This window comes from Halobacillus sp. A5 (genome assembly GCF_024189315.1).
In the GTDB taxonomy this organism is placed as follows: Bacteria; Bacillota; Bacilli; order Bacillales; family Halobacillaceae; genus Halobacillus_A.
This window is the reverse complement of the sequence record NZ_JAIZEO010000001.1, coordinates 316,328-339,125: the sequence shown is the minus strand read 5'-3', so window position 1 is coordinate 339,125 and position 22,798 is coordinate 316,328. Positions and strand designations below refer to the sequence as shown.

24 protein-coding genes and 1 other annotated feature are annotated in these 22,798 nt (G+C 39.9%); of the genes, 4 read left to right on the top strand and 20 right to left on the bottom strand.

Annotated elements, in window-relative coordinates; genetic code table 11:
- The first annotated feature begins 94 nt into the window (after positions 1 to 94).
- Positions 95 to 1,204 carry a flavodoxin-dependent (E)-4-hydroxy-3-methylbut-2-enyl-diphosphate synthase gene (ispG, locus tag LF822_RS01745; RefSeq protein ID WP_256521350.1) on the top strand — a complete coding sequence of 370 codons (1,110 nt, stop codon included), beginning with the start codon at positions 95 to 97 and terminating at the stop codon, positions 1,202 to 1,204.
- A gap of 38 nt (positions 1,205 to 1,242) precedes the next feature.
- Here ispG and LF822_RS01740 read toward each other — a convergent pair whose 3' ends face one another.
- Positions 1,243 to 1,656, bottom strand: coding sequence for a hypothetical protein (locus LF822_RS01740; RefSeq protein ID WP_253922243.1), 414 nt, complete (start codon positions 1,654 to 1,656; stop codon positions 1,243 to 1,245).
- 127 nt (positions 1,657 to 1,783) lie between these two features.
- Positions 1,784 to 2,488, bottom strand: coding sequence for a lytic transglycosylase domain-containing protein (locus LF822_RS01735; RefSeq protein WP_253922242.1), 705 nt, complete (start codon positions 2,486 to 2,488; stop codon positions 1,784 to 1,786).
- A gap of 137 nt (positions 2,489 to 2,625) precedes the next feature.
- Here LF822_RS01735 and LF822_RS01730 point away from each other — a divergent pair, with 137 nt between their 5' ends.
- Positions 2,626 to 2,910 (top strand): DUF2624 family protein, encoded by a 285-nt coding sequence (locus tag LF822_RS01730; RefSeq protein ID WP_253922241.1) that lies wholly within the window; start codon positions 2,626 to 2,628, stop codon positions 2,908 to 2,910.
- A 364-nt stretch (positions 2,911 to 3,274) separates the two neighbouring features.
- Here LF822_RS01730 and LF822_RS01725 read toward each other — a convergent pair whose 3' ends face one another.
- Together LF822_RS01725 and LF822_RS01720 are read right to left on the bottom strand one after the other, a co-directional pair.
- Positions 3,275 to 4,168 carry a deoxyribonuclease IV gene (locus tag LF822_RS01725; RefSeq protein WP_253922240.1) on the bottom strand — a complete coding sequence of 298 codons (894 nt, stop codon included), beginning with the start codon at positions 4,166 to 4,168 and terminating at the stop codon, positions 3,275 to 3,277.
- 14 nt (positions 4,169 to 4,182) lie between these two features.
- A complete protein-coding gene (locus LF822_RS01720) occupies positions 4,183 to 5,505 on the bottom strand; it encodes a DEAD/DEAH box helicase (RefSeq protein ID WP_253922239.1) in 1,323 nt (440 codons plus the stop codon).
- 169 nt (positions 5,506 to 5,674) lie between these two features.
- Between LF822_RS01720 and LF822_RS01715 the strand changes: the two genes are divergently transcribed.
- Positions 5,675 to 6,622 carry a 4-hydroxy-3-methylbut-2-enyl diphosphate reductase gene (locus LF822_RS01715; RefSeq protein ID WP_253922238.1) on the top strand — a complete coding sequence of 316 codons (948 nt, stop codon included), beginning with the start codon at positions 5,675 to 5,677 and terminating at the stop codon, positions 6,620 to 6,622.
- Positions 6,623 to 6,665: 43 nt separating this feature from the next.
- Here LF822_RS01715 and LF822_RS01710 read toward each other — a convergent pair whose 3' ends face one another.
- Genes LF822_RS01710 through cccA form a run of 3 tightly spaced genes read right to left on the bottom strand, consistent with a single transcriptional unit; the run spans position 6,666 to position 8,910 of the window.
- Positions 6,666 to 7,781 carry a Nif3-like dinuclear metal center hexameric protein gene (locus LF822_RS01710; RefSeq protein WP_253922237.1) on the bottom strand — a complete coding sequence of 372 codons (1,116 nt, stop codon included), beginning with the start codon at positions 7,779 to 7,781 and terminating at the stop codon, positions 6,666 to 6,668.
- Positions 7,781 to 8,500: a tRNA (adenine(22)-N(1))-methyltransferase gene (locus LF822_RS01705; RefSeq protein WP_253922236.1), complete on the bottom strand. Its 720-nt coding sequence runs from the start codon at positions 8,498 to 8,500 to the stop codon at positions 7,781 to 7,783. The genes LF822_RS01710 and LF822_RS01705 overlap by 1 nt, the downstream gene beginning before the upstream one ends.
- Positions 8,501 to 8,544: 44 nt before the next feature.
- A complete protein-coding gene (gene cccA, locus LF822_RS01700; protein WP_253922235.1) occupies positions 8,545 to 8,910 on the bottom strand; it encodes a cytochrome c550 in 366 nt (121 codons plus the stop codon).
- A gap of 99 nt (positions 8,911 to 9,009) precedes the next feature.
- Here cccA and LF822_RS01695 point away from each other — a divergent pair, with 99 nt between their 5' ends.
- Positions 9,010 to 9,186, top strand: a complete 177-nt coding sequence (locus LF822_RS01695) for a hypothetical protein (protein ID WP_253922234.1) — start codon at positions 9,010 to 9,012, stop codon at positions 9,184 to 9,186.
- Between the two features lie 205 nt (positions 9,187 to 9,391).
- Here the strand turns inward: LF822_RS01695 and rpoD are convergent, their stop codons facing one another.
- The 13 genes from rpoD to LF822_RS01630 all read right to left on the bottom strand — a co-directional run bounded on the left by rpoD (position 9,392) and on the right by LF822_RS01630 (position 22,750).
- A complete protein-coding gene (rpoD, locus tag LF822_RS01690; RefSeq protein ID WP_253922233.1) occupies positions 9,392 to 10,519 on the bottom strand; it encodes an RNA polymerase sigma factor RpoD in 1,128 nt (375 codons plus the stop codon).
- Between the two features lie 30 nt (positions 10,520 to 10,549).
- Positions 10,550 to 12,376, bottom strand: a complete 1,827-nt coding sequence (dnaG, locus tag LF822_RS01685) for a DNA primase (protein ID WP_253922232.1) — start codon at positions 12,374 to 12,376, stop codon at positions 10,550 to 10,552.
- A gap of 37 nt (positions 12,377 to 12,413) precedes the next feature.
- Entirely contained in the window at positions 12,414 to 12,875 is a 462-nt protein-coding gene (locus LF822_RS01680) for a DUF188 domain-containing protein (protein ID WP_253922231.1), read from the bottom strand.
- A gap of 202 nt (positions 12,876 to 13,077) precedes the next feature.
- Complete coding sequence (locus LF822_RS01675) at positions 13,078 to 13,887, bottom strand: pyruvate, water dikinase regulatory protein (protein ID WP_253922230.1); 810 nt, start codon at positions 13,885 to 13,887, stop codon at positions 13,078 to 13,080.
- Positions 13,888 to 13,918: 31 nt separating this feature from the next.
- Positions 13,919 to 14,548 (bottom strand): transcriptional regulator CcpN, encoded by a 630-nt coding sequence (ccpN, locus tag LF822_RS01670; protein WP_253922229.1) that lies wholly within the window; start codon positions 14,546 to 14,548, stop codon positions 13,919 to 13,921.
- An 83-nt stretch (positions 14,549 to 14,631) separates the two neighbouring features.
- A complete protein-coding gene (glyS, locus tag LF822_RS01665) occupies positions 14,632 to 16,713 on the bottom strand; it encodes a glycine--tRNA ligase subunit beta (RefSeq protein ID WP_253922228.1) in 2,082 nt (693 codons plus the stop codon).
- On the bottom strand, positions 16,706 to 17,593 hold the full coding sequence (glyQ, locus tag LF822_RS01660) for a glycine--tRNA ligase subunit alpha (RefSeq protein WP_253922227.1): 888 nt from the start codon (positions 17,591 to 17,593) through the stop codon (positions 16,706 to 16,708). The genes glyS and glyQ overlap by 8 nt, the downstream gene beginning before the upstream one ends.
- 57 nt (positions 17,594 to 17,650) lie before the next feature.
- Positions 17,651 to 17,833, bottom strand: a binding site (T-box leader).
- Between the two features lie 41 nt (positions 17,834 to 17,874).
- Complete coding sequence (gene recO / locus LF822_RS01655; RefSeq protein WP_253922226.1) at positions 17,875 to 18,627, bottom strand: DNA repair protein RecO; 753 nt, start codon at positions 18,625 to 18,627, stop codon at positions 17,875 to 17,877.
- 17 nt (positions 18,628 to 18,644) lie between these two features.
- Positions 18,645 to 18,785: a YqzL family protein gene (locus LF822_RS01650; protein ID WP_253922225.1), complete on the bottom strand. Its 141-nt coding sequence runs from the start codon at positions 18,783 to 18,785 to the stop codon at positions 18,645 to 18,647.
- 97 nt (positions 18,786 to 18,882) lie between these two features.
- Positions 18,883 to 19,788 (bottom strand): GTPase Era, encoded by a 906-nt coding sequence (gene era / locus LF822_RS01645; protein WP_253922224.1) that lies wholly within the window; start codon positions 19,786 to 19,788, stop codon positions 18,883 to 18,885.
- 29 nt (positions 19,789 to 19,817) lie between these two features.
- Positions 19,818 to 20,192, bottom strand: a complete 375-nt coding sequence (locus tag LF822_RS01640) for a diacylglycerol kinase family protein (protein ID WP_253922223.1) — start codon at positions 20,190 to 20,192, stop codon at positions 19,818 to 19,820.
- On the bottom strand, positions 20,167 to 20,634 hold the full coding sequence (gene ybeY, locus LF822_RS01635; protein ID WP_253923430.1) for an rRNA maturation RNase YbeY: 468 nt from the start codon (positions 20,632 to 20,634) through the stop codon (positions 20,167 to 20,169). Before ybeY ends, LF822_RS01640 begins: the two co-directional genes overlap by 26 nt.
- A 4-nt stretch (positions 20,635 to 20,638) precedes the next feature.
- Positions 20,639 to 22,750: an HD family phosphohydrolase gene (locus LF822_RS01630; RefSeq protein WP_253922222.1), complete on the bottom strand. Its 2,112-nt coding sequence runs from the start codon at positions 22,748 to 22,750 to the stop codon at positions 20,639 to 20,641.
- Between the last annotated feature and the right edge of the window lie 48 nt (positions 22,751 to 22,798).

Genomic DNA, 22,798 nt, shown 5'->3' with positions numbered 1-22,798 from the left:
AAGTGTCTATACTTCTCATTTATCATAATACCCCTTATAATGAAAGGTGGTATTTTATAATGAGCTTTTTTCAGATATAAAGGAGCGATTATTAATGGCAATTATTCACAGAAAAGATACTCGACCTGTTAAAGTCGGTGATCTGACCATAGGTGGAGCTGATCAAGTTGTGATACAGTCCATGACTACAACAAAAACACACGATGTAGAGGCTACAGTAGCTGAAATTCATCGTTTAGAGGAAGCTGGATGCCAGGTTGTTCGAGTGGCATGTCCAGACGACCGGGCAGCTGATGCTATCCCCGAAATTAAGAAAAGAATTAACATCCCGCTGGTCGTAGATATTCACTTTGATTACAAAAAAGCTCTAAAAGCTATAGAAGGCGGAGCTGATAAGATCCGTATAAATCCTGGAAATATTGGTAAACGTGAAAAAGTAGAGGCCGTAGTTGAAGCAGCGAAAGCTAAAAATATCCCGATTCGTATCGGTGTTAATGCCGGCTCATTGGAACGCCATATTCTTGAAAAGTATGGCTACCCTACTGCAGATGGTATGGTTGAAAGTGCACTGCATCACATAAAAATATTAGAGGATCTCGATTTTCATGATATTATCGTTTCCCTTAAAGCCTCTGACGTAAAATTAGCAATTGAAGCATATGAAAAAGCGGCTGAAGTTATTCCTTATCCTCTTCACTTAGGCATTACCGAATCCGGAACGTTATTCGCCGGAACGGTAAAGAGTGCAGCAGGATTAGGAGCGATTTTAAGTAAAGGTATAGGAAGCACTTTAAGAGTAAGCTTAAGTGCTGACCCCGTTGAAGAAGTGAAAGTTGCCAAAGAATTATTAAAATCCTTTGGGCTGGCTTCCAATGCGGCAACCTTAATCTCATGTCCGACTTGCGGCCGAATCGAAATTGATTTAATTTCGATTGCTAATGAGGTGGAAGAGTATATTCAAACCATTAAAGCTCCGATTAAAGTAGCTGTGCTTGGATGTGCGGTAAACGGCCCTGGAGAAGCGAGAGAAGCTGATATCGGTATTGCCGGAGCCAGAGGCGAAGGTCTTCTTTTCCGTCACGGAGAAATTATCCGCAAGGTACCTGAAGATATAATGGTTGAGGAATTGAAAAAAGAAGTAGATAAGCTTGCTGAAGAGCATTATGAAAAAGAACGATTAGAAAAAGAACAGCAAGAAGCTTAATCAAAAGGTGGACCGTTAACGGTCCACCTTTTTTTATGCTAAAACATTTGAGTAACTGGAGCCAAAAATAATGAAAATAGGATAGAAACGATACTAATGATGATCGCCATATTACCTAAAGTATCTGCTCCACGTCGTTTACTTATTACTCCAAAAACAATACCAACAATCCCCAGCAGAAACGGTGCAAAGAAAAAGGAAAGAATCGCGGCGGATAACCCGATCCAGCCCATACCTGATTTAACATCTTCTTCCATATTCGTTTCCGATTCTTGAGATCTAACCGGTTCATTTATCGGCATAGCAGCTTCTTGTGCAAATTCTTCATCATAGCTTTCACCATACACAGGCTGGTTGGCTACTCGTTCAACTTCTGTGGAGTAATCCATCTCTTCACCGTGTTTTTCAAGCTCTTCTTCCTGATCCCCTACAGACTTATTTGTTTCATCCATTTAAAACCCTCACTTTCTGATTGAGAATCAAGTTTAGTATCTGTAGAAACTCATTTTTTAGGTGAGGAATTAAATGGGATAGAACAGCGAAAAACCCTCTGCATATTGATTGGGCAGAGGTTTTCCTTTAATTTGCAGCGGCTATTGTTTCGTGGCTGTCTGCCTTAGATTGAATTTCTACAGCATACCAGCTTTCGGCATCACCATTTTCTTCCTTATATTTCTTTAAACCGCCTACTCCCCGATGATAAGCGGTCAGCGCTTCATCCCAATTATTGTATTTGTTGTATAAATAGTCCAGATATACAACGGCCAGCTGCATGGAATAATAAGGATCGAAAAGCAGTTCTTCTTCATAACGAAGTCCGGCCATGTCTGCAATCCAGGGAGCTGTATTTTTCATGAATTGTCCAATTCCGTATGCTTTACCGTATTTTGTTTCCGGTCCGACCAGTTTCGGGTTAAACGTGTCACCTGTTTCCACCTTTAATAATTCATAAACCACAACTGGATCCACCTCATATTTTTCTGATTGTTTAACCATGAATAAAGCCCATGGCTTTTTAAATTCTTCATCACTATCTTTATGAAATGCCTCCGCTTGATCTTCTAAGTATGACCATTGATCAAAATCACTATTATCGACGGTTCTATCTTTAGATAATACATAATCATTTTCTGCCTGTAGCTGCTCATTTTCTTCAGAAAGCTGTTCATTCTTTTCAGCCAGAGTCCGCTGATCTTTATCCTTATAATAATTAACAATTAAGATAGATCCCGTAATTAAGATGACCGTAAAACTGATTTGAGCAAACATAGTAACACTTTTCAAAATATAACACTCCCCGCTGCTGCTCCTCTGACTTTATTAATAGTCCGCTCTCATTTGAATTCAACGCTAAAATATTGAACGCTTCTCTCTGCGCTGACATAAGGTGTACAGAATAGAAAAAGAAGGAGATCGGATAGATGAAAAACATAGCCCAACAGTACATTACCCATAAACTGAAAAACTTAACCACAGATGAGTTAATTTATTATAGTCAAATGCATAATATCCCCCTTACTTATCAGGAAGCAGAGCAAATCGTGAAAGAATTAAAAAAGAATAGAGAAAATCCTTTTGATAAAAAAGGGAGAAAGCGAATGCTTCGCAAACTAGCTCAAATCACCTCGGTTGAAACCGCACAATCAGTAGATGTTTTACTTCACCGCCTCGCCAAACAGTACGGTGTAGAAGAATGGCTTCAATAAATATAAAACAATTTCTTCCGGCTTGTGGAAAACCCGCGGTTTTCCGCAAGCAACTTCCTAGCTGCGAGGAGCAGTAGGATTCTTTCTTTTCCTTTTCGTGGACGATCGATAATTTTATGTACAAATAATAAAAAGGTCCACTCTCTCCTTTTTAATGCGGGAGAGAGCGGGCCTTTAATTGATATCAGCGGAAATATGAAATTATCCGCGGTTTTAGAGAATTTATCAGCGGTTACCCATTTATATACGCGGTTCTTTATATTTATCAGCGATTCAACGTAGCGGGACAGACTCGGTTAAACGAGCAGGATATGCTATCGGTTTACTCTCGCATAGCTCATCAAAGAAGAGTATACACCGCCGGTTACTGCTTCATAATTTTTTCTTTTAAATCTTCATCATAGATTCCTTTTTTCAGCATATCAATTTCAAATTGATATGGAGGCTGCTTATTCTTTTTATCCTCGCCTACATAAGGAGTTTCCAATATTTTAGGTATGTCCTTAAACGTGTCATGATGAACTATATAATGGAGAGCATCAAACCCAATGTGTCCGAAACCGATGTTTTCATGCCGGTCTTTTCCAGCACCCTGAATGTTTTTACTATCATTAACATGGACGACTTTTATACGGTCCACTCCAATTATTTTGTCAAATTCATTAAGTACCCCATCAAAATCATCAACTACGGAATAACCGGCATCATGAATGTGACAGGTATCCAGACAAACAGATAATTTATCATTAAGTGTTACTCCATCAATAATCTCAGCCAGTTCTTCAAACCTGCGGCCGCATTCAGATCCTTTACCCGCCATCGTTTCTAATGCAATTTGAGCAGTCTGGTCCTTGTGCAGGACTTCATTTAATCCTTCAATAATTTTTGCAATTCCCTTATCAGCACCTTGTCCAACATGTGATCCGGGATGAAGAACAATCTGTTTTGAACCAAGGGCTTCTGTACGTTCTATCTCATTTCTCAGAAAATCCACTCCCAGTTCAAACGTTTCAGGCTTTGTGGTATTCCCTATATTAATTATATACGGCGCGTGCACAACAATATCCTTTATACCATTCTCGTCCATATGGGCCGTTCCATTTTCGATATTTAATTCCTCGATCGGCCGCCTTCTCGTATTCTGAGGAGCCCCCGTATAAATCATAAATGTGGAGGAGCCATAGGATACAGCTTCCTCACTAGCACCTAACAGCATTTTCTTCCCTTTCATTGATACATGTGAACCTATTTTAACCATAGCTGTTCCCCTCTCTATCTTTTCTTGCGGTAACTGTCTCTTTTAAGCTTTTTATAATTTTTGTCTGCATCCTGTTTCATTTTCTTTTTGTAACCTGGTTTAACTTTTTTAGGTTTTTTCACCATTTGTTTTGCTTTCTTCTGCAGGTCATTTTCCACTGGTGTACGCTTCTGTCTTTCTTTATAAGACTTAGCTTCGACCCATTCCCCATTCTTTATTTCATAAAAGTGAAAAGATAACCCGCGTTTTTCCAGCTTTTCGATTAAGGGAAGATCTTCTTCAGCATAAAGATTAATCGCTGTACCTTCTAAACCTGCCCTTGCGGTTCTTCCTACACGATGGATATAGAACTCCTCTTCCTTGGGCATTCTGGCGTTAATTACATGGCTGACACCTTGAATATCAATTCCTCTCGACGCCAGGTCAGTAGCAACAATGTATTGGTAGCGTAAGCTTTGTAAATCCTTTAACATTCTTTTTCGTTCTCTTGGACTCAGCCCTCCATGGAGAACTCCTGTTTCCAATCCTCGATCCAGCAGACCTGAGGCCAGCTCATCCGCCTGTTCTTTGCCGTTTGTAAAAATAATAGCTAAATAAGGCTGAATGCTTTTTGATATCTCCATGATCAGATCTGCAGGATCCTTGTGCCTTAAAGCAACAAGTCTATGTTCCATAGACTCCGGGGAAGGCTTGTTATCATCAATTTCTATATGGGTTGGATTGGCTAAATATTTTTTTAGAAATGGCTGAAGCCTCTCAGGAATTGTTGCTGAGAACACTAATAATTGAAGATCTTCATTCATGCGTATCAGGATTTGATCTACATCCTCGATAAAGCCTAAATCAAGCATAAGATCAGCTTCATCAAGCACAAAAGATTTAACATGATGTACATTTACTGCTTCCTCTTTAACCATATCCAGAATTCTTCCTGGTGTTCCTACAATAATTTGAGGAGGATTGCCCGCAAGCTTTTCAATCATCCGCTGCTTATCTGTACCTCCGATAACTAAACTCGCCCGCCAGACTTCTTCTTTATTGGCCAGCTGGACAGCTTTCTTCACTTCATTATATATTTGCATTGCCAGCTCTCTAGTTGGAGCGGTAACAACAAATTGTACTCCCTGCTCTGCTTCATCAATTTGATCCATAAGCGGCAGCAAGTAAGCATGAGTTTTACCAGAACCTGTATGTGACTGACCAATCAGACTTTCACCGCGCAAAGCTGCAGGTATGACTTTTTGCTGAATGGGTGTCGGCTGATTAAATCCTAATCCCTCTATAATCTGCTCAACGTTTGAGCCTATTGAATATTCTTTAAATGAATGGTTATTCATAACCGTACTCCTTTAATGTAAATTATCCCTATCCTATTATAATCGACTGAACAGTGAATTGCACGAATCGTAGACATTCTTTGTCATATTATACTTTAGCCTTTATAATAGAGGATGAATTAATTCGTTACAAAAGATGTTTTTAAGAACAAAGAGGAGGATTTATGAAATGGAAGTCATAAAAATCGCCCCTCGCGGTTATTGTTATGGAGTGGTAGATGCAATGGTGATTGCGCAGAATGCTGCGAAAGACCCTAATCTGCCTCGTCCTATATATATTTTAGGTATGATTGTCCACAATTCTCATGTAACAGATGCATTTAAGAATGAAGGAATTATAACCGTCGATGGTAAAAACCGCTTAGACTTATTAGATGGAATTAACGATGGGACCGTTATCTTTACAGCTCATGGTGTTTCACCAGAAGTAAAAGAAAGAGCCAAAAAGAAAGGTCTCACTGCATTAGATGCTACATGCCCTGATGTAACGAACACTCATAATTTAATTAGAGACCGTGTAGCAGAAGGTTACGAAATTATTTATGTCGGTAAAAAAGGTCACCCTGAGCCTGAAGGCGCGATGGGAGTTGCACCGGGCAAAGTCCACCTTGTTCAGACCGAAGAAGACGTTGAAGACCTAGAAATCACTCATGACAAGCTGTTAATTACGAACCAGACGACGATGAGTCAATGGGATGTTTATGATGTGATGGAGAAAGTGAAAGAGAAATATCCTCAAGTAGAAAAGCATCAGGAGATCTGCATGGCGACTCAAGTGAGGCAGGAAGCAGTTTCTGAGCAGGCTAAAGATGCAGATTTAACATTAGTAGTCGGTGACCCGAAAAGTAACAACTCAAATCGCTTAGCCCAAGTTTCAATGGAAATTGCCGGCACACAGGCGTACCGTATTTCCGATGTTACAGAAATTGAGCTCGACTGGCTCGAAGGCGTCTCCAAAGTCGCTGTAACGGCAGGCGCCTCCACTCCTACTCCAATTACAAAAGAAGTGATTAAATTTATCGAACAATTTGATCCTGAAATCGAAGACTCCTGGATAAGAGAGTCTAAAGTTGAACAGAAGAAGATTCTTCCAAGAGTTAAGACAAAGAAAAAATAATTGCTAAAACCCCTCTTTCTCCAGTAGAGAAAGAGGGGTTTTTCTACGCAAAGTTAAAGGGTTCTGTATTGGATTTTGAAATGATTACGTCTATTTCCTTACCGTGGCCAGATTCTATCCAGTATTTTATTTCAGGCAATATCACTTTCTCAACATGATGACCTGGATCAATGACAGCAAGACCGCTCTCTTCTGCCTCCTGAGCGAAATGAAAGCTCATATCCCCGGTTATATAGGCATCAGCCCCTTGTTTAAGAGCATCAGAATAGTACTTTTCACCACTGCCTCCAAGAACAGCAACACGGCGGACGAGCTGATCAGGATTTCCGACAAACCTCAATTGTGGTACTTTATATTTCTCCTTAACCAGCGTACATAAATCTTTTAACTGAATCGGCTCTCTAAGATTCCCAATTCTTCCTACACCCTGTACATAACCTTCATTCAGCAGCGGATATAAATCATAAGCCGCTTCCTCATAAGGATGAGCGTTAACCATAGCTTCTATGACTTGAGGAAGAATTGATTGGGGAAGAATCGTTTCTACTCTTTTTTCTTCCACCTTCTCAAGTCTCCCTTCACTGCCAATATAAGGGGTGCTCCCTTCTAATGGTTTAAAAGTTCCTTCTCCCTTTACTTGATAAGTGCAATGGCTGTAATCTCCAATATGACCGGCCCCAGCTTCACTTACAGCATTACGGACAGATTCAACATGAGTACCTGGTACAAATACAGCAAGTTTGATTAAATCGTCTTTAGACGTTTCTATCAGCGGGCTGGTATCATTTAAATCGAGCAAACGACTCATAACATCGTTAACTCCGCCTTCTGCAATATCAAGATTCGTATGAGAAGCGTAGACAGAAATATTATGCTGCAGCAGTTTTTGGACTGCCCGACCTTTAGGAGTCGAAGTATCAATTTTATTTAATTTCACAAATAATAAAGGATGATGGGCAACTATTAGATCAATATTGTTTTCTATGGCCTCGTCAACGACATTTTCTAAAACATCCAGCGTGACCATTACTCTTTCGACAGGCTGTTCCTTTGATCCGACCTGCAGTCCTACGTTGTCCCAGTCAAAAGCAAAGCTGCTTGGCGCTTTTTTTTCGAGCATAGATATAATGTGACGGACCTTAACCTCTTTGTTTCCCATTAAAGAACCTCCTTCAACCAGTTTATTTCCTTCTCAAATTGTTTAACCTTTTCAAAATTTGGTTCACTCGCACTTTTCATTTGCTCTATGATTCGTTCTTTTTTAACTATTTCCTCTGTCCACTTTTTATAAAACACTTTATTTTTCTTTTTCAATAAATGAGGTCCCAGCCATAATTCCCTTTTAAAGTCCTCACTATTATAATTCTCAAAAGGATCTCCTTTATCGGCGACCAAAACTTCATAAATATGACCGTTTTCTTCTAATATTACTTCATTTACTAAATTAAATTGGTGAGCTGCTAACCATTTACGAACTGACCTGGCATCTATATTTGGCTGAGCAATAATTCTGTTAATGTTTAGAAGCTTATCCTTGCCATTCTCTAATATTTCAGTAATAAGGGGCCCGCCCATCCCAGCAATCACCACTTGATTAACCTGATTGTCAATGACTTCTAATCCGTCTCCTTGAACGACTCTAATCTGACCTTCAAGGTTTTGTCGTTTTACTTCTTCAAGAGCACTTAAATAGGGTCCTCTGTTTAATTCTCCCGCTACAGCCAGAGCCTCTTTCTGTTGCTGGCAGACATAACAGGGTAAATAAGCATGATCAGAGCCTATGTCAGCAAAATGTATGGGTGGTTTTAAAAAGTCTGCCACTGTTTTTAATCGTTTTGATAATTGATCGGTATTCATTATGCTAATCTTTCCTCTCATAAATAGAAAAGCTTCCTGTAAAATTACAGAAAGCTTTTCTTAATTTATTGATGCTCTTCAGCAAGCCACTCTGCTAATGTTGCAGCATCATCACCTGAATAAAGGCCGGCCGGCATCGCTCCATCGCCTTTACCGTTTTCGATAATGCCTTGAATCTCACCGGCATCATATTTTGAACCTACTTCTTGAAGGCTTGGCCCATTCTGACCTTCAAGATCACCACCGTGACAGCTTGAACACTGCTGTTCATACATTTCTTCTGGTCCTGCGGCAGTTTCTTCACTTTCTTCGCCATCTTCTGCATTTTCAATTGCTTCTCTTTCGTTAATTCCTACTGATGACACAACAATCATCACTAGAATCCCTAGTACAGCAATAAGTGCAAAAGGAATCACAGGGTTTCTTCTCATTAGTTGCATCCTCCTTATGTATCCCTTGAAAAGAATGAGAGATGTCTAATCGACTATATTTATTTTACTTTAAATTCCTCCCATAGGAAAGGGAAAACGATGAAAACTTACAAAACAATTAGTATGACTTATACGCTTACAACGACTAATATTAAAAAAATTGTACTTATTATGATTATTAAGAGCCACTGGACTGTGAAGCATTTAAAATCAGAAATGAAATTCAGCACATGTCATAACAGGTTCTCAGAAATCCAGCAGACGACAGTTATGTAAGCGATAACAACAAATGTCGACAAAAGACCTGTTTGCATTATAATTCCCATTTCAGTAAAATAAATGACAAGTAATGAAAGTGATAACAATAAAAGGTTGTTGAATGAACATCCGTCTTTTCTTCTTCAAAACAGTGGCACTTCTACATCCGTTAAACAAATAATAAAATTATAGGGACCTTTAAGGCCCCTATAATTCTGCAGCTTTATTCCATAAAATCTTTTAATCTTTTACTGCGGCTTGGATGTCTAAGCTTCCTTAGTGCTTTAGCTTCAATCTGACGAATTCTCTCTCTTGTCACTCCAAATACCTTGCCAACCTCTTCTAATGTACGTGTACGGCCGTCATCCAGCCCGAATCTCAGACGCAGTACATTTTCTTCGCGGTCAGTAAGTGTATCAAGAACGTCCTCGAGCTGCTCTTTTAACAATTCGTAAGCAGCGTGATCGGAAGGGGAAGTAGCCTCCTGATCTTCAATAAAATCGCCTAAATGTGAATCATCCTCTTCACCAATCGGAGTTTCAAGAGAAACTGGTTCTTGAGCAATTTTTAATATTTCTCTTACTTTTTCAGGGGTCAATTCCATGTCCTGAGCTATTTCTTCAGGAGTGGGTTCCCGGCCAAGGTCTTGCAATAGCTGACGCTGAACACGGATCAGCTTGTTTATCGTCTCAACCATGTGTACAGGAATTCGTATAGTTCTTGCTTGATCGGCAATGGCACGTGTAATAGCTTGTCTAATCCACCAGGTAGCGTAGGTACTAAATTTAAAGCCTTTACGGTAGTCAAACTTTTCAACCGCCTTAATGAGACCCATGTTCCCTTCCTGTATTAAATCGAGAAACAGCATTCCGCGGCCTACATACCGTTTGGCAATACTTACTACAAGACGCAGGTTAGCCTCTGCCAGCTCTCTTTTGGCTTCTTCATCACCGTCTTCGATACGATGTGCCAGGCTAATTTCATCATTAGCTGACAGTAGGTTTACACGCCCTATTTCCTTTAAATACATACGAACTGGATCATTTATTTTAACTCCGGGCGGTACACTTAAGTCATTTAAATTAAACTCTTCTTCCTTGTTAAGCTGCTGCATGCTTGGATCCTGATCCGAATCACCAATTACTTCGACGCCTTGTTCATTGAGGTGCTCGTAATATTCATCCATCTGTTCAGAATCCAGCTCAAAACTGGAGAGTTTTTCAGCTACTTCTTCGTAGGCCAGTATACCTCGCTTCTTACCTATTTCCAGAAGTTGTTCCTTTGCTTGTTCCAGGGTTAATTCACTTTCGTTTTCTTTAGAACGTGATGGCTGTTGTTGCTTATCCGCCATGAGTCCCCCTCCTTCCAACTATCCATACCATTAATGAGTATTTTTCAACTCTTGCTTTCGTCTCAATATTTCCATTGCAATTTCTGCAGCTTTTATGGGGTCATTATGCTGCTCTGCTTTTTTTTGTTCAGCTTGCAGGCTCTTTATATCACTGCGGTCAGTGCTTTCGAAACGAATTCTGTGAAGATAATCAGATATTTCCTGGTCAGAAATTTCTTCATTCGTTCCAGAGGACATTGTCAGCTGAATCACTAAATCCTTTAACGATTGATCCTCCAACCGTTCAATGAATTGGCTGACGTCAGGTTCATGGCCATCTTCATAGTATGCATATAAATGCGTTACGATAACTTGATGCTCAGAAATATTAAAGGCCCCTCCTAATTCCTCTTGCACTTTATCAGCAATAACAGGGTTTTTCAACATATTTGCAATCAGCTTTCGTTCTGCATTGTGAAAAGCCGGGAGCAGTTTATGCTGTGTTGTATTCTGTCTTACGGGGGCAGTCCGCTGCTGACGATAGCCGCCGGGTTGTGAAGACGAGGCGGAAGCTTGAGTCTGATGCTTTTCCACTTCTTTCTTCAGCGTATCCGTGGATATTTGGAACTCCTCTGCTAAAGCATTTAGATAATGTTCTCTTTCAATCGCACGGTCTAACTGCGCAATCTCCTGTAATACCTCTTCGATATAAGCAATACGATCTCCTTCTAATTGAAGGTTATAATCTCTGCGAAGATAATTTATGATGAACGACGTATAAGGATCACTTGCCTCTATTATTTCTCTTTCAAAGCGATCTCCGCCAAATTTCTTTATATAATCATCAGGGTCCAGCCCTTTAGGCAATCTTGCTATATTAGTCTGACAGCCGGTTTTTTTTAATAACTTAGCTGCTTTAGCTGCAGCGGCCGTTCCAGCTTCGTCCCCATCGTAGCAAATGATCACTCGATCTGAATATCTTTTAATTAGGTTCGCCTGTGTGTCCGATATTGAAGTACCCATCGTCGCTACACCATTGTGAATTCCAGCCTGATCAGCAGCCAGCACATCAGCATATCCTTCGAATAAAACCATAGACTTAGTTTTGCGGATCGAAGAACGTGCCTGATCAAAATTAAAGAGCAGCCTCCCTTTTTGAAAAAGGTCAGTTTCAGGTGAATTTAAATACTTTGGCTCCTGCTCTCCCATTGACCTGCCGGCAAAAGCGACGGTTTTCCCAAGATGATTACGCAGCGGAAACATTATTCGTCCGCGAAATCGATCGAAGTATTCCCCGTCTTCGCTGGCATTTAACAGCCCTGCCTTCACCATCGTTTGCGGGTGAAAGCCTTTCTTTTCAAGGAAGGTTGCTACGAATGTTTTGGAAGTAGGTGAAAAACCAAGCTGGTACTTGTGAATAGTATCCTCTGAGAACCCCCGGTTCAAGAGATACTGAAGAGCTTCTTTACCTTCTTTCGAGTTACGAAGCAGATGATGGTAAAACTTTGTCATCCATTCATGAGCATCTAATATGCTTTGAGCTTCTGGGTCCGTTTGCTGGACCGGTTCTTCTGTGAACTGCTCTGGAAGTGAATGACCTGTTGTTTCTGCCACCCTGGAAACAGATTGAAGAAAACTGTAGCCTTCTATCTCCATCAGGAAGGTATACACGTTTCCTCCTTTTCCACACCCAAAACAATGAAAGATCTGCTTATCACTGGAAACTGAAAACGAAGGAGTATTTTCACCATGAAAAGGGCATAAGCCAAAGTAGTTTCTACCCTGACGTTTCAATTGAACATATTGACCTACAATATCTGCAATATCAACCGATTTTCTTATCTCATCTACTTTTTCTTCTGGGATGTGTCCAGCCATTTTGTATCACCGTACCAGTTGTAAAATTCCAAATTAATCACCGGCTTTCCCGCGTGTTTAATACGTCTGTTAATGCTTGCGAGAACATCCTGCGATCTTCATCAGTAAAAGCTCTTGGACCTTTCCATTTTTTCTTCCGCCTAAGGGACTGCTGCCGAAGATGCTTCTGATTCATAATATCAAAGGCTTCCCCCTCTTCTATCAGTTTACCTCTTGGCGTAATAACATAAACCCCTCGTGGCGTCAGTAATACAGCTAACGAGTAATCCTGCGTAATTACAATATCTCCGGATTTCACACGATTTAAAATGAAAAGATCTACAGATTGTGAACCATGATCCAGAAAAGTCCAGTTCTCACCTTTTGTGTCATGCTTAAAATGATTCACTGTTGCCACAAATTCAGGTTCAATGTGAAAACCAGAGCATACCGAACGAATTTCCTCCTGGACAGGACAGCTGTCAGCATCTACCCACACATTATTGTTTTGTTTTTGCATACTTGAGTAATTCTACAATAATCGTTAGATTCCTGCTCTTTTCTTAATGTTTTATTATTCAGAAAAGTATCTTCATGTAAATAGCAATATGATTATTTTTACACAAATAATTATTATAATACATAGGAATTGAAAAATCTATATATTTTTCAAGAAAAAACGCGCTTATTAATTCTAAGCGCGAGTTATCTATATTTTAAAATCAAAGAGAATTTTCTCGTTTTAGATTCATAATAACATTTGCCGTTTCCTCTACAGCTTTGTGGGACACGTCGATCACATGACATCCTATCCGGTCTACTACTTCATTAAAGTGTTTAATTTCCTGATGAATGCGGTCCATATTTGCATAGCTCGCCTCCGCTCCTAAGCCAAGCGATTTAAGGCGTTCTTTTCGAATGTCGTTTAATTTTTGAGGGCTGATCTTTAAACCAATACACCGTTTAGGATCTACCTTAAACAGTTCCTCTGGTGGCTCAACTTCCGGAACAATGGGAACATTGGCTACTTTCAGCCTTTTATGGGCTAAATATTGAGACAGTGGTGTTTTGGATGTACGTGAAACTCCTATTAAAACAATATCAGCTTTAGTAATTCCCCTTGAATCCCGTCCGTCATCATATTTCACTGCAAACTCAATAGCTTCCACCCGTTTAAAATAATCTTCATCTAATTTATGAACAAGTCCTGGTTCTAACCTTGGTTCAGATTTAAAATACCTCTGCATAGCATCCATCATCGGACCCATGATATCAATACACTCTAAATCATACTCTTTTGCTTTCTTAATAAGATGAGAACGAAATTCAGGTATAACTAATGTAAAACCGATCATGGCACCATATTCTTTTGCCTGGACCACCGCTTCGTTGATTGTTCCAATATCCTCGACATAAGGAATTCGCTGGACCTCAAAGGGGCCGTCATCGAATTGGCTTAATGCTGCTTTAACTACAAGTTCGGCTGTTTCTCCAACGGAATCAGATAGTATATAAATAAAAGGTTTTTTCAATGTTTCTCCTCTCCTTCTTAGAAGGGATTCCTTATAAATGCTGGTCAGTTGCCAGCTCAACAAGGGCTTTAGTAACACTTGTTTTCGTAAGTCTTCCGATAACCTCCATCCCTGCAGATACAGGTTTCACCACCGGTAGACCGTCAATTTGTTTATCAATAAGTTTTTGTGCCGCATCTAATAAGAGATCATCCTTTTCGCAGATTGAAATATTAGGCATTCTTGTCATGATAATATGCACGGGCACCGATGTTAAGTCCTGATTTCCTATACTTGCCCTAAGGAGATCTTTTCTGGATAAAACTCCTACAAGTAATGATTGTTCATTTGTAACGAATAACGTCCCTACATCCTCTAAAAACATCGTGCATATTGCATCGTAAGCTGAGACGTCCTCTGCAACGACTACCGGCAGAGCCTGATACTCATGAACTTTAAATTTTTTCAGTTTTTCAGTTAACAGCTCTGAACCAGTTTTCCCCGTAAAGAAATAACCGACTCGGGGACGGGCATCTAAGAACCCAGCCATCGTTAAAATCGCTAAATCAGGACGTAAAGTCGCTCTTGTTAAGTTTAAGCTGTCCGCAATGTTTTCTCCTGTAATGGGTCCGTTATCTTTTACAATCTGAATAATCTGTTCTTGTCTGTTGGATAGTTCCATTCTTTCACCACCCTAATCACCAACTGTGACATACTATTTAATTAATTATAGCTCATTTATCATATTGGGTAAAAGAACGTGACTTAATATTGCTGCTTCCATTCTACTTCGTTTAAATCAGCAAAAAGGAAAGTGTCATCTGCTATGTTTCTCAACAGTGCTAATCGATTGGTACGAACCGCTTCATCTTCTGCCATTACCATTGTTTGATCGAAAAAGGAATGAATCGGCTCTGCCATTTCAGCCAGTTGTTCGATCGCAGCTTCTAACCGGCCTTCTTTATACTCTTCAACAAATCTATTGTGCACTTTACTGTAAGCTTCAAACAAGTTCCTCTCACTCTCGTTTTCGAACAGCTCTGTGTTAACAGAAGTATTATCAGCCTTTTCTGCAAGGTTTAATACTCTGCCAAGCGCTTCATGAACCCGTTTAAATTCAGGATCATTTCGTTTAACGGACAGCAGTTCCGCCTTGCTCAGTGTGAGAGTAAACTGCTGGATCCCCCGGCTCAGAACTGCCTTTACTACATCTGGAGCTATCCCTTCATCTTTAAGCAGGAAGTTTGCACGTGAAATGAAGAAATCTTGAGTATCACGGACCAACTGTTCTTTTGAGACAGTCGGCAGCTTCCTTTCGATGTACATTTCAATAACATTATTTATTAGCGCTTCTACTGATACGTTCCAATTCCGTGACTTTAATATTTGCAATATCCCCAGGGCTTGTCTTCTTAACCCGTATGGATCCTGTGAACCCGTCGGCAGTTTACCAATGGCTATTGACCCTATAATGGTATCTAATTTGTCAGCTACACTAACAACAGATCCTATTTCGGATTCTGGCAATTCTCCGTTGGATTGTCGTGGCATATAATGCTCTCTAACTGCCTGGGCTACTTCAGTATCTTCACCAAACAGTTTAGCGTACTTTTCGCCCATAACTCCTTGCAGCTCTGAGAATTCATCAACCATATGAGTTACCAGGTCAAACTTGCTGATCTCTGCCGCTCTTATTGCTTTGGCTTTATTCACTTTGGCTTCCAGATCATCACATAAATGCTCAGAAATTGTTTTTATCCGGTCAACTTTATCGGCTAACGTTCCTAATTCCACTTGATATACCATTCGATTTAGCTTTTGAAGCTTTTGTTCAATCGAACCTTTTTGATCTTCATGATAAAAGAACTGTGCATCTGCGAGTCGTGCCTTTAAAACCTTCTCATTCCCTTTTGATACAGTATCAAGGTAGGCTTCTCCTCCGTTTCGGACAGCAATAAAGCAGGGAAGCAGCTTTCCATCTGTAGATTGTACAGGGAAATAACGCTGGTGCTCCTTCATAGATGTAATCAGCACTTCTTCAGGTATTTCGAGAAACTCTTCACTGAAAGAACCGCTGAATACAGTGGGATATTCGACTAAATGAGTGACCTCATTTAATAAGCTGTCGTCCGCGAGCACCTTCCAGCCTTTCTCTGCTTCCATCCTTTTAAGCTGGCTTAATATTTTCTCTTTTCTTTCGTTTTTATCTGCTATAACATTTTGCTGCTTCAACGCCTCTTCATAAGAATCTGCATGCTTTAAAGTTGTGTGGGTCCCTAGAAAACGATGACCGTATGTTTCATTGCTGCTTTGTACATTTTCAATTTCTAAAGGAATAACTTCATCTCCATAGAAGGCAGTTATCCAACGGATGGGTCGGACGTACCGTAAGTTGAAATCGCCCCACCTCATATTTTTAGGAAAATTAAGCCCTAAAAATACGTCTTTAAAGCTTTGAAGTAAAACGCTTGTATCTTTCCCTTTAATATACTTAGTAATGTGAACATACTCCACACCTTTAATCTCTTTAAAGTAAATATCTTCGACAGACTTCCCCTGCCCTTTTGTAAAACCCGCAGCTGCCTTTGACCATTCTCCGCTATCCGTTAAAGCAATTTTCTTTGCTGGGCCTTTAGCTTCCTCTTCAATGTCAGGCTGCTTACTCTCAACGCCAAATATCTGAACCGCTAATCGGCGTGGGGTGGAATATGACTTTATTGACTGATATGGGATCCGCTGTTCCTCAAGCCAGGTTTTTGTGTTTTCTGCTAGTTGTTTTTCAGCATCGTCAATAAACCGAGCAGGTAACTCTTCAAGTCCAAGTTCGAATAAAATAGTATTAGTCATGACGTGATTCTCCTTCCTGAAGCATTGGAAATCCTAATCGCTCTCTTTCTTCTACATAAGTTTTGGCTATGGATCGTGCCAGGTTCCGAACTCTGCTTATATACCCCGTCCGCTCGGTGACAGAAATGACACCTTTAGCATCCAGCAGATTAAATGTGTGGGAGCACTTTAATACATAGTCATATGCAGGAAACACCAGGCCCTTCTCCATGATTTGTTTGGCTTCTGCTTCATATGTTGTGAATAAATCGAATAACATCTCATCATTAGAGGCTTCAAATGTATATACAGAATGTTCGTATTCAGGCTGAGCGAAAATATCTCCGACGGTTACCCCGTTTGTCCATTCTAAATCAAAAACGTTCTCCTTATCTTGAATGTAAGAAGCAAGACGCTCCAGTCCATAAGTTATCTCAGCAGATACAGGGCGTGCTTCCAACCCGCCGATCTGCTGAAAATAAGTAAACTGAGTAATTTCCATTCCATCCAGCCATACTTCCCAGCCCAGGCCTGCAGCTCCAAGAGTAGGGTTTTCCCAGTTATCTTCTACGAAACGGATATCATGTTGATCCGGATCAATTCCCAGAGCTTTTAACGAATCTAAATACAGCTCCTGGATGTTGTCCGGCGAAGGCTTCATGATAACCTGGAACTGGTGATGCTGATACAAACGGTTAGGGTTTTTCCCGTACCTGCCGTCTGCCGGCCTTCTTGAAGGTTCTACGTAAGCCACGTTCCAAGGCTCAGGGCCTAAACTTCTAAGGAGGGTCATTGGAGACATCGTACCTGCCCCTTTTTCAGTATCATAGGCCTGCATTAACAGACACCCTTGATCAGACCAGTGCTTCTGCAATGTTAAGATCATTTCTTGAATATTCATATTACTTACCTCCTGCTTGTTTTAAGCATAAAGAACCCCGTCTCTATGCCGTAATGACATAGGGACGGGGTTTTAATCTCCGCGGTTCCACCCTATTTGCTTTCAACTAAATCTATTGAAAGCCTCTTTAAACGATTATCGCTCCAGAACGCCTTCACTGAACTATGCCGCCCGAATTCCACCATCACGGGCTCTCTATTTACACAGGCTTCAGTTACTACTTTCCTTCAAAGCAATCATATTGTTAGTAAGTAGAATCATACTGAATCTAAAGAAATTTGTCAATTATTATCCTTAAACATGTCTAACTGATTTAAGAATTTTTTTGATTTTAAAAAATATCCGCCGTAACGGTCATAATACTCGTCCATCAGCAAGCGAAGCTTTTTCTTATTTTCTTCTTTCATTGTAATCTGGCCAACACGTTTAACGTCCATATGTAAAAATAATCGCAGCAGCTTTGCGAGAGGATCTGATAAACCGTAAGCCTGAGAGTCCACGTGCTTACATCTGAAACATAAATAACCGCCCTCTACAACCGAGAACGAAAACGGGCCATCTGAAGCACCACAATTCAAGCAGACATCTACCTTTGGTGCAAAACCTGCTTTGCGATACATTTTCAGCTCGTACATCATAGATAATATTTCACTATCTTTTCCTTCAGCCATCCACAGCAGAGTTTGAAGAAGCTGCTCAAAAAGAAACGGGTCAGGCTTTTTTTCATCCAGAAGTTTATCCGTTAATTCGGCTAGATAGGAAGCATACGCTGTCTTGACAATGTCTTCTCTTATTGATCGTAATGAAGTGATCATTTCACCCTGACTCAGTGAACCAAGACCTGATCCAGCGTGAATCAAGAATTGGCCATGAATAAAGGGTTGTGTAACCGAGGCCATCCGGCTATTGGGTTTCTTTGCTCCTCGAGCCATGACCCCGATTTTTCCTTTTTCTCTTGTGAATAAAGTGACAATCTTATGAGTCTCCCCATAATCTCTCGTACGCAGAACTATTCCTTCGATTTTTTCCAGCAAAGCATTTCACCTGCTTTTTACCCGATAGGGTCTTCGTATTCCGCGGCAGATGAAGCGGTTTCTTTATCCTTAATATTGTCGGCTTCTACTTCCTTCATTAGTAAATAGGTTTCTATGTTTCCTGTCTGCCTAAACACATTCCAGTACAGATCTAGCACAAGAAACACCCCTTTCCCATAATCATAAAAGAAAATGATATGACAATCTTAGGTTGCTTCATCTACCTTAAACAATGAATTATAAATTTTACCAAACTTAGTATTCTTCTTCCTTATATCCGAAGTCACTCAGCTGTACCTGCCGATTTCGCCAATCCTTCTGCACTTTCACCCATAACTCTAAAAACACTTTACTCCCGAGCAGTGCCTCTATATCTTTCCGTGCTCTCTGGCCGACTTCCTTAAGCATACTGCCTTGTTTGCCTATAATAATTCCTTTCTGGGACTTACGCTCAACAATAATAGCAGCTTGTATAAAAACAGCATTTGAATCTTCTCTAGGTTTTATTGTTTCGATAACGACAGCAATTGAATGCGGAATTTCTTCACGGGTTAAGTGTAGAACTTTCTCACGTATTAACTCACTCACAATAAAGCGTTCAGGGTGATCAGTAATGTGGTCCTCCGGATAAAATTGAGGGCCTTCCGGCAAGTGAGTTTTCAGCACGCTTAATAAATGATCTACATTATTACCTTCTAAAGCAGAGATTGGAATAATTTCTTCAAAATTCAACTTCTCACGATACTCATCTATTAAAGGAAGCAGCTGATCAGGATGTACTTTATCAATCTTGTTCACAATTAAAAACACAGGCTGGCTGATCTTTTGTAATCGATCTATTATAAATTGATCGCCCCGCCCATATCCCTCTTCTGCATTAATCATAAACATAATCGCATCTACTTCATTTAATGTATTTTCAGCTACATTAACCATAAAGTCACCCAGTTTATGTTTTGGTTTATGAATTCCTGGAGTATCAATAAATATCAGCTGTGCATCTTTTTCAGTGAGCACCCCTTGAATTTTATTACGTGTCGTTTGTGGTTTATCACTCATTATCGCTATTTTCTCGCCTATCACACGGTTCATGAAAGTCGACTTCCCAACATTCGGTCTCCCGATTATGGCTACGAACCCTGATTTAAATTGTTCTTCCATTATATTGCCTCCATCTTTTTAGAATCAATCTAGAACATTACCATGATTTTAGGTATAAAGATAATAAAACCAATAATAATGGAACTAATTGCTGCAATTAAAACAGCTCCTGCAGCTATGTCTTTAATTGCCCCAATTAAAGGATGAACCTCAGGGGCTAAATAATTCATAACACGCTCAATACTCGAATTGATCATTTCAAGCGTGATCACAAGAGCTATAGTTAATATTAACGCGGTCCATTCGAGGGGTGAAATTCTCAAGATCAGCCCCAATATTATCGCGGTAAAGCCAATAACACCGTGTATTCTTAAATTTCTTTCCTCTTGAAAGGCTGCTTTAACACCGTTAAACGCGTTGGATAAACCGATCCATTTCTTACGACCTTTGTAATCCGAATTCATTTAAAATATCCTCTTGTCGCTTAAACATCTTCTGTTCGTCTTCCTCGTTCATATGGTCGTAACCTAATAAATGTAGAAATCCGTGTAAGGCTAAAAAGGCAAATTCCCTTTCTAATGAATGATTGTAGTCTTCAGCCTGCTCTCTCGCTTTATCTACAGAGATAACGATATCTCCTAATAATACTGGAAGGTCCTCATTTAAGACTTCAACCTCCCCTTCTCCCAGCTCCTGCATAGCGAAGGAAATCACATCAGTCGCTTGGTCCTTCTGCCTGTAATTTCGATTTAATTCCTGAATCTCCTTGTTGTCCACAAACGTAATGGACAGCTCAGCTTCATTAGCTGTATACTCTTTCTCTCCTGCAAATTGAATGACCCTCTCAATTAAATCAACAAATGCTTCGTCTATTGAATTGGTTTCATCGTGAAAATCAATGTGTATCAAATTATTTTGCCTCCTTTACGGCATTGCTCTGGCTTGGATACTTAATACGGGAATGGAAAATGCCCTGAAGTGTTTCACCTATAGCATACTCCACTCTGGATAGTTCATTAAAAGTAAGGCTGCAGTCATCTAACTGACCGTCCAGCATTCGATCTTCAATGATAGAGTGGACAATGCTTTTAATTTTCTCCTGATTGGGGTGATCAAGCGACCTTACAGCAGCTTCTACAGAATCACATATACATACAATGGCTGCCTCTTTAGATTGCGGCTTAGGTCCTGGATAACGAAATCGCTTCTCTTGAACTGTCGGATCCTCTTCCTTTGCCTGATAATAAAAATATTTCAGCAGAGTAGTCCCGTGATGCTGTTTAGCAATATCAATAATTTCTCTGGGAAGTTTGTTCTCATTCAACATCTTCGCCCCATCATAAGGGTGATTGATTATTATGGTAGCACTTTCTTCAGCTTTTAGAAAATCATGAGGGTTTTTAATTCCCATTTGATTTTCGATAAAGTAGTGCGGGTGTACTGTTTTACCTAAATCATGATAATAAGCGGCAACCCGGGCAAGCAGCCCTCTGGCTCCAATCGATTCACAAGCCGCTTCACTTAAGTTGGCAACCATTACACTGTGATGATAAGTTCCCGGGGCTTCTGTTAATATTTTTCTTAACAGCTTGTGATTTGGATTGGCTAATGCTAAAAGTTTACTATCGGAAAGAATGTCAAAGGTGGATTCAATTAAAGGGAGAAGGCCAAAGGTCAAAATAACTGATAACAGCGCACTTCCTGCTCCATAGCTGGAAAATACCAGCCAATCTATCCACGTATACTTTTCAAAAGACAGGAATACAGTAAAGCTTAAAGCCATACAATTGATCAAGGCGATTCCAATCCCTGTTTTTGCAATAAATTGTCGATCAGTAGTATTCCATAAAAAGAATATACCCGCAAATTGCGACAGTAATACATATATTCCCGCATGCGCATTTATTGTACTGGCCACTTCACCATTAAACAATACAGTGGCCATCAAAGCGAAAACGATACTCATCAACAAAGCAAAACGCTCATTACAGAGCAGCTTTATTAGCAGCGCTCCCGCTGCCGCCGGCATTACATAGTACAAAGACTCAACTGATAGCGGGATTACACTTACGCCTTTCATCAGGCTCATAAGAATAATAGATACAAGCAAGACAACATAAATGTGCCTATAGGTTAATGACTCCTCTTTAACCATTTTATAAAAATGGTAATTCACTATGCCTCCTAAAAGAACAGAGAATATCATCAGCCCTAAGTAGGGGATTACATTTCTTTCTTCATTTAAAAGTCCAGTTATTTCAAGTTCTTCATAAATATCATTAGTAATCGTAACACCTTCTGCCACAATCACTTCACCTGCTTGAACCATATCCGGCTGAACTTGTGCTACCGCCTCTTTCCGAGCTTCGTCTGTTGCTTCAGCATCAAAGAATGCATTTTCTACAAGTGCAAAATTACCAAGTTCCGTAGTTTCTTCCTTTAGCTGATCTGGTATCGAAGAATAGCGCACCTTTAATTGAAAAGTTTCTTCTGTATTCTCCAAATCAGTTGTACGGATTCCCTCTTCAAAGTATTTCTGAATAGAAGAAGCGAGAACTTCTTCACTTTTTTCTAAATCGCCATAGTCAGCTTGTATAAATGGCCGAAAAATTTCCATTGGGAGTTCATCCATTATATTCTCTGACAGCAAAGTTTCAAGTTCATTCAGTTTTTTATCTGTTGAACCTTCATCTTCTTTCACTTCTTCTACAGCTTCAAAAATTTCTGTAATATATCCGAGCCTTTCTTCGGTAATCGTATCAGACACCTGATATCGATCTTCCACATCCTGAGTGGCTTCACGCACTCTCTGCTCTGTGTTCTTTTCATTTTCAATCGTTATTGGTGAATGAATCGTTTCTTCTGCTACACTGAATTTTTCCAGATTATATGTTTTAGTATGTATATTAGAAAAGCTCAATATAAAAAAGAATACTGCAAGAAGAATAGACGGAATAGTTAATTTAATCCAGTCGCTGCGGCCTTTTTTAAAACGATTTCTTTTGCCCCCGGGAAACTTCAACAGCGCACCACCACCTTACATATTATTCCAAAATAAGATAATAATAAA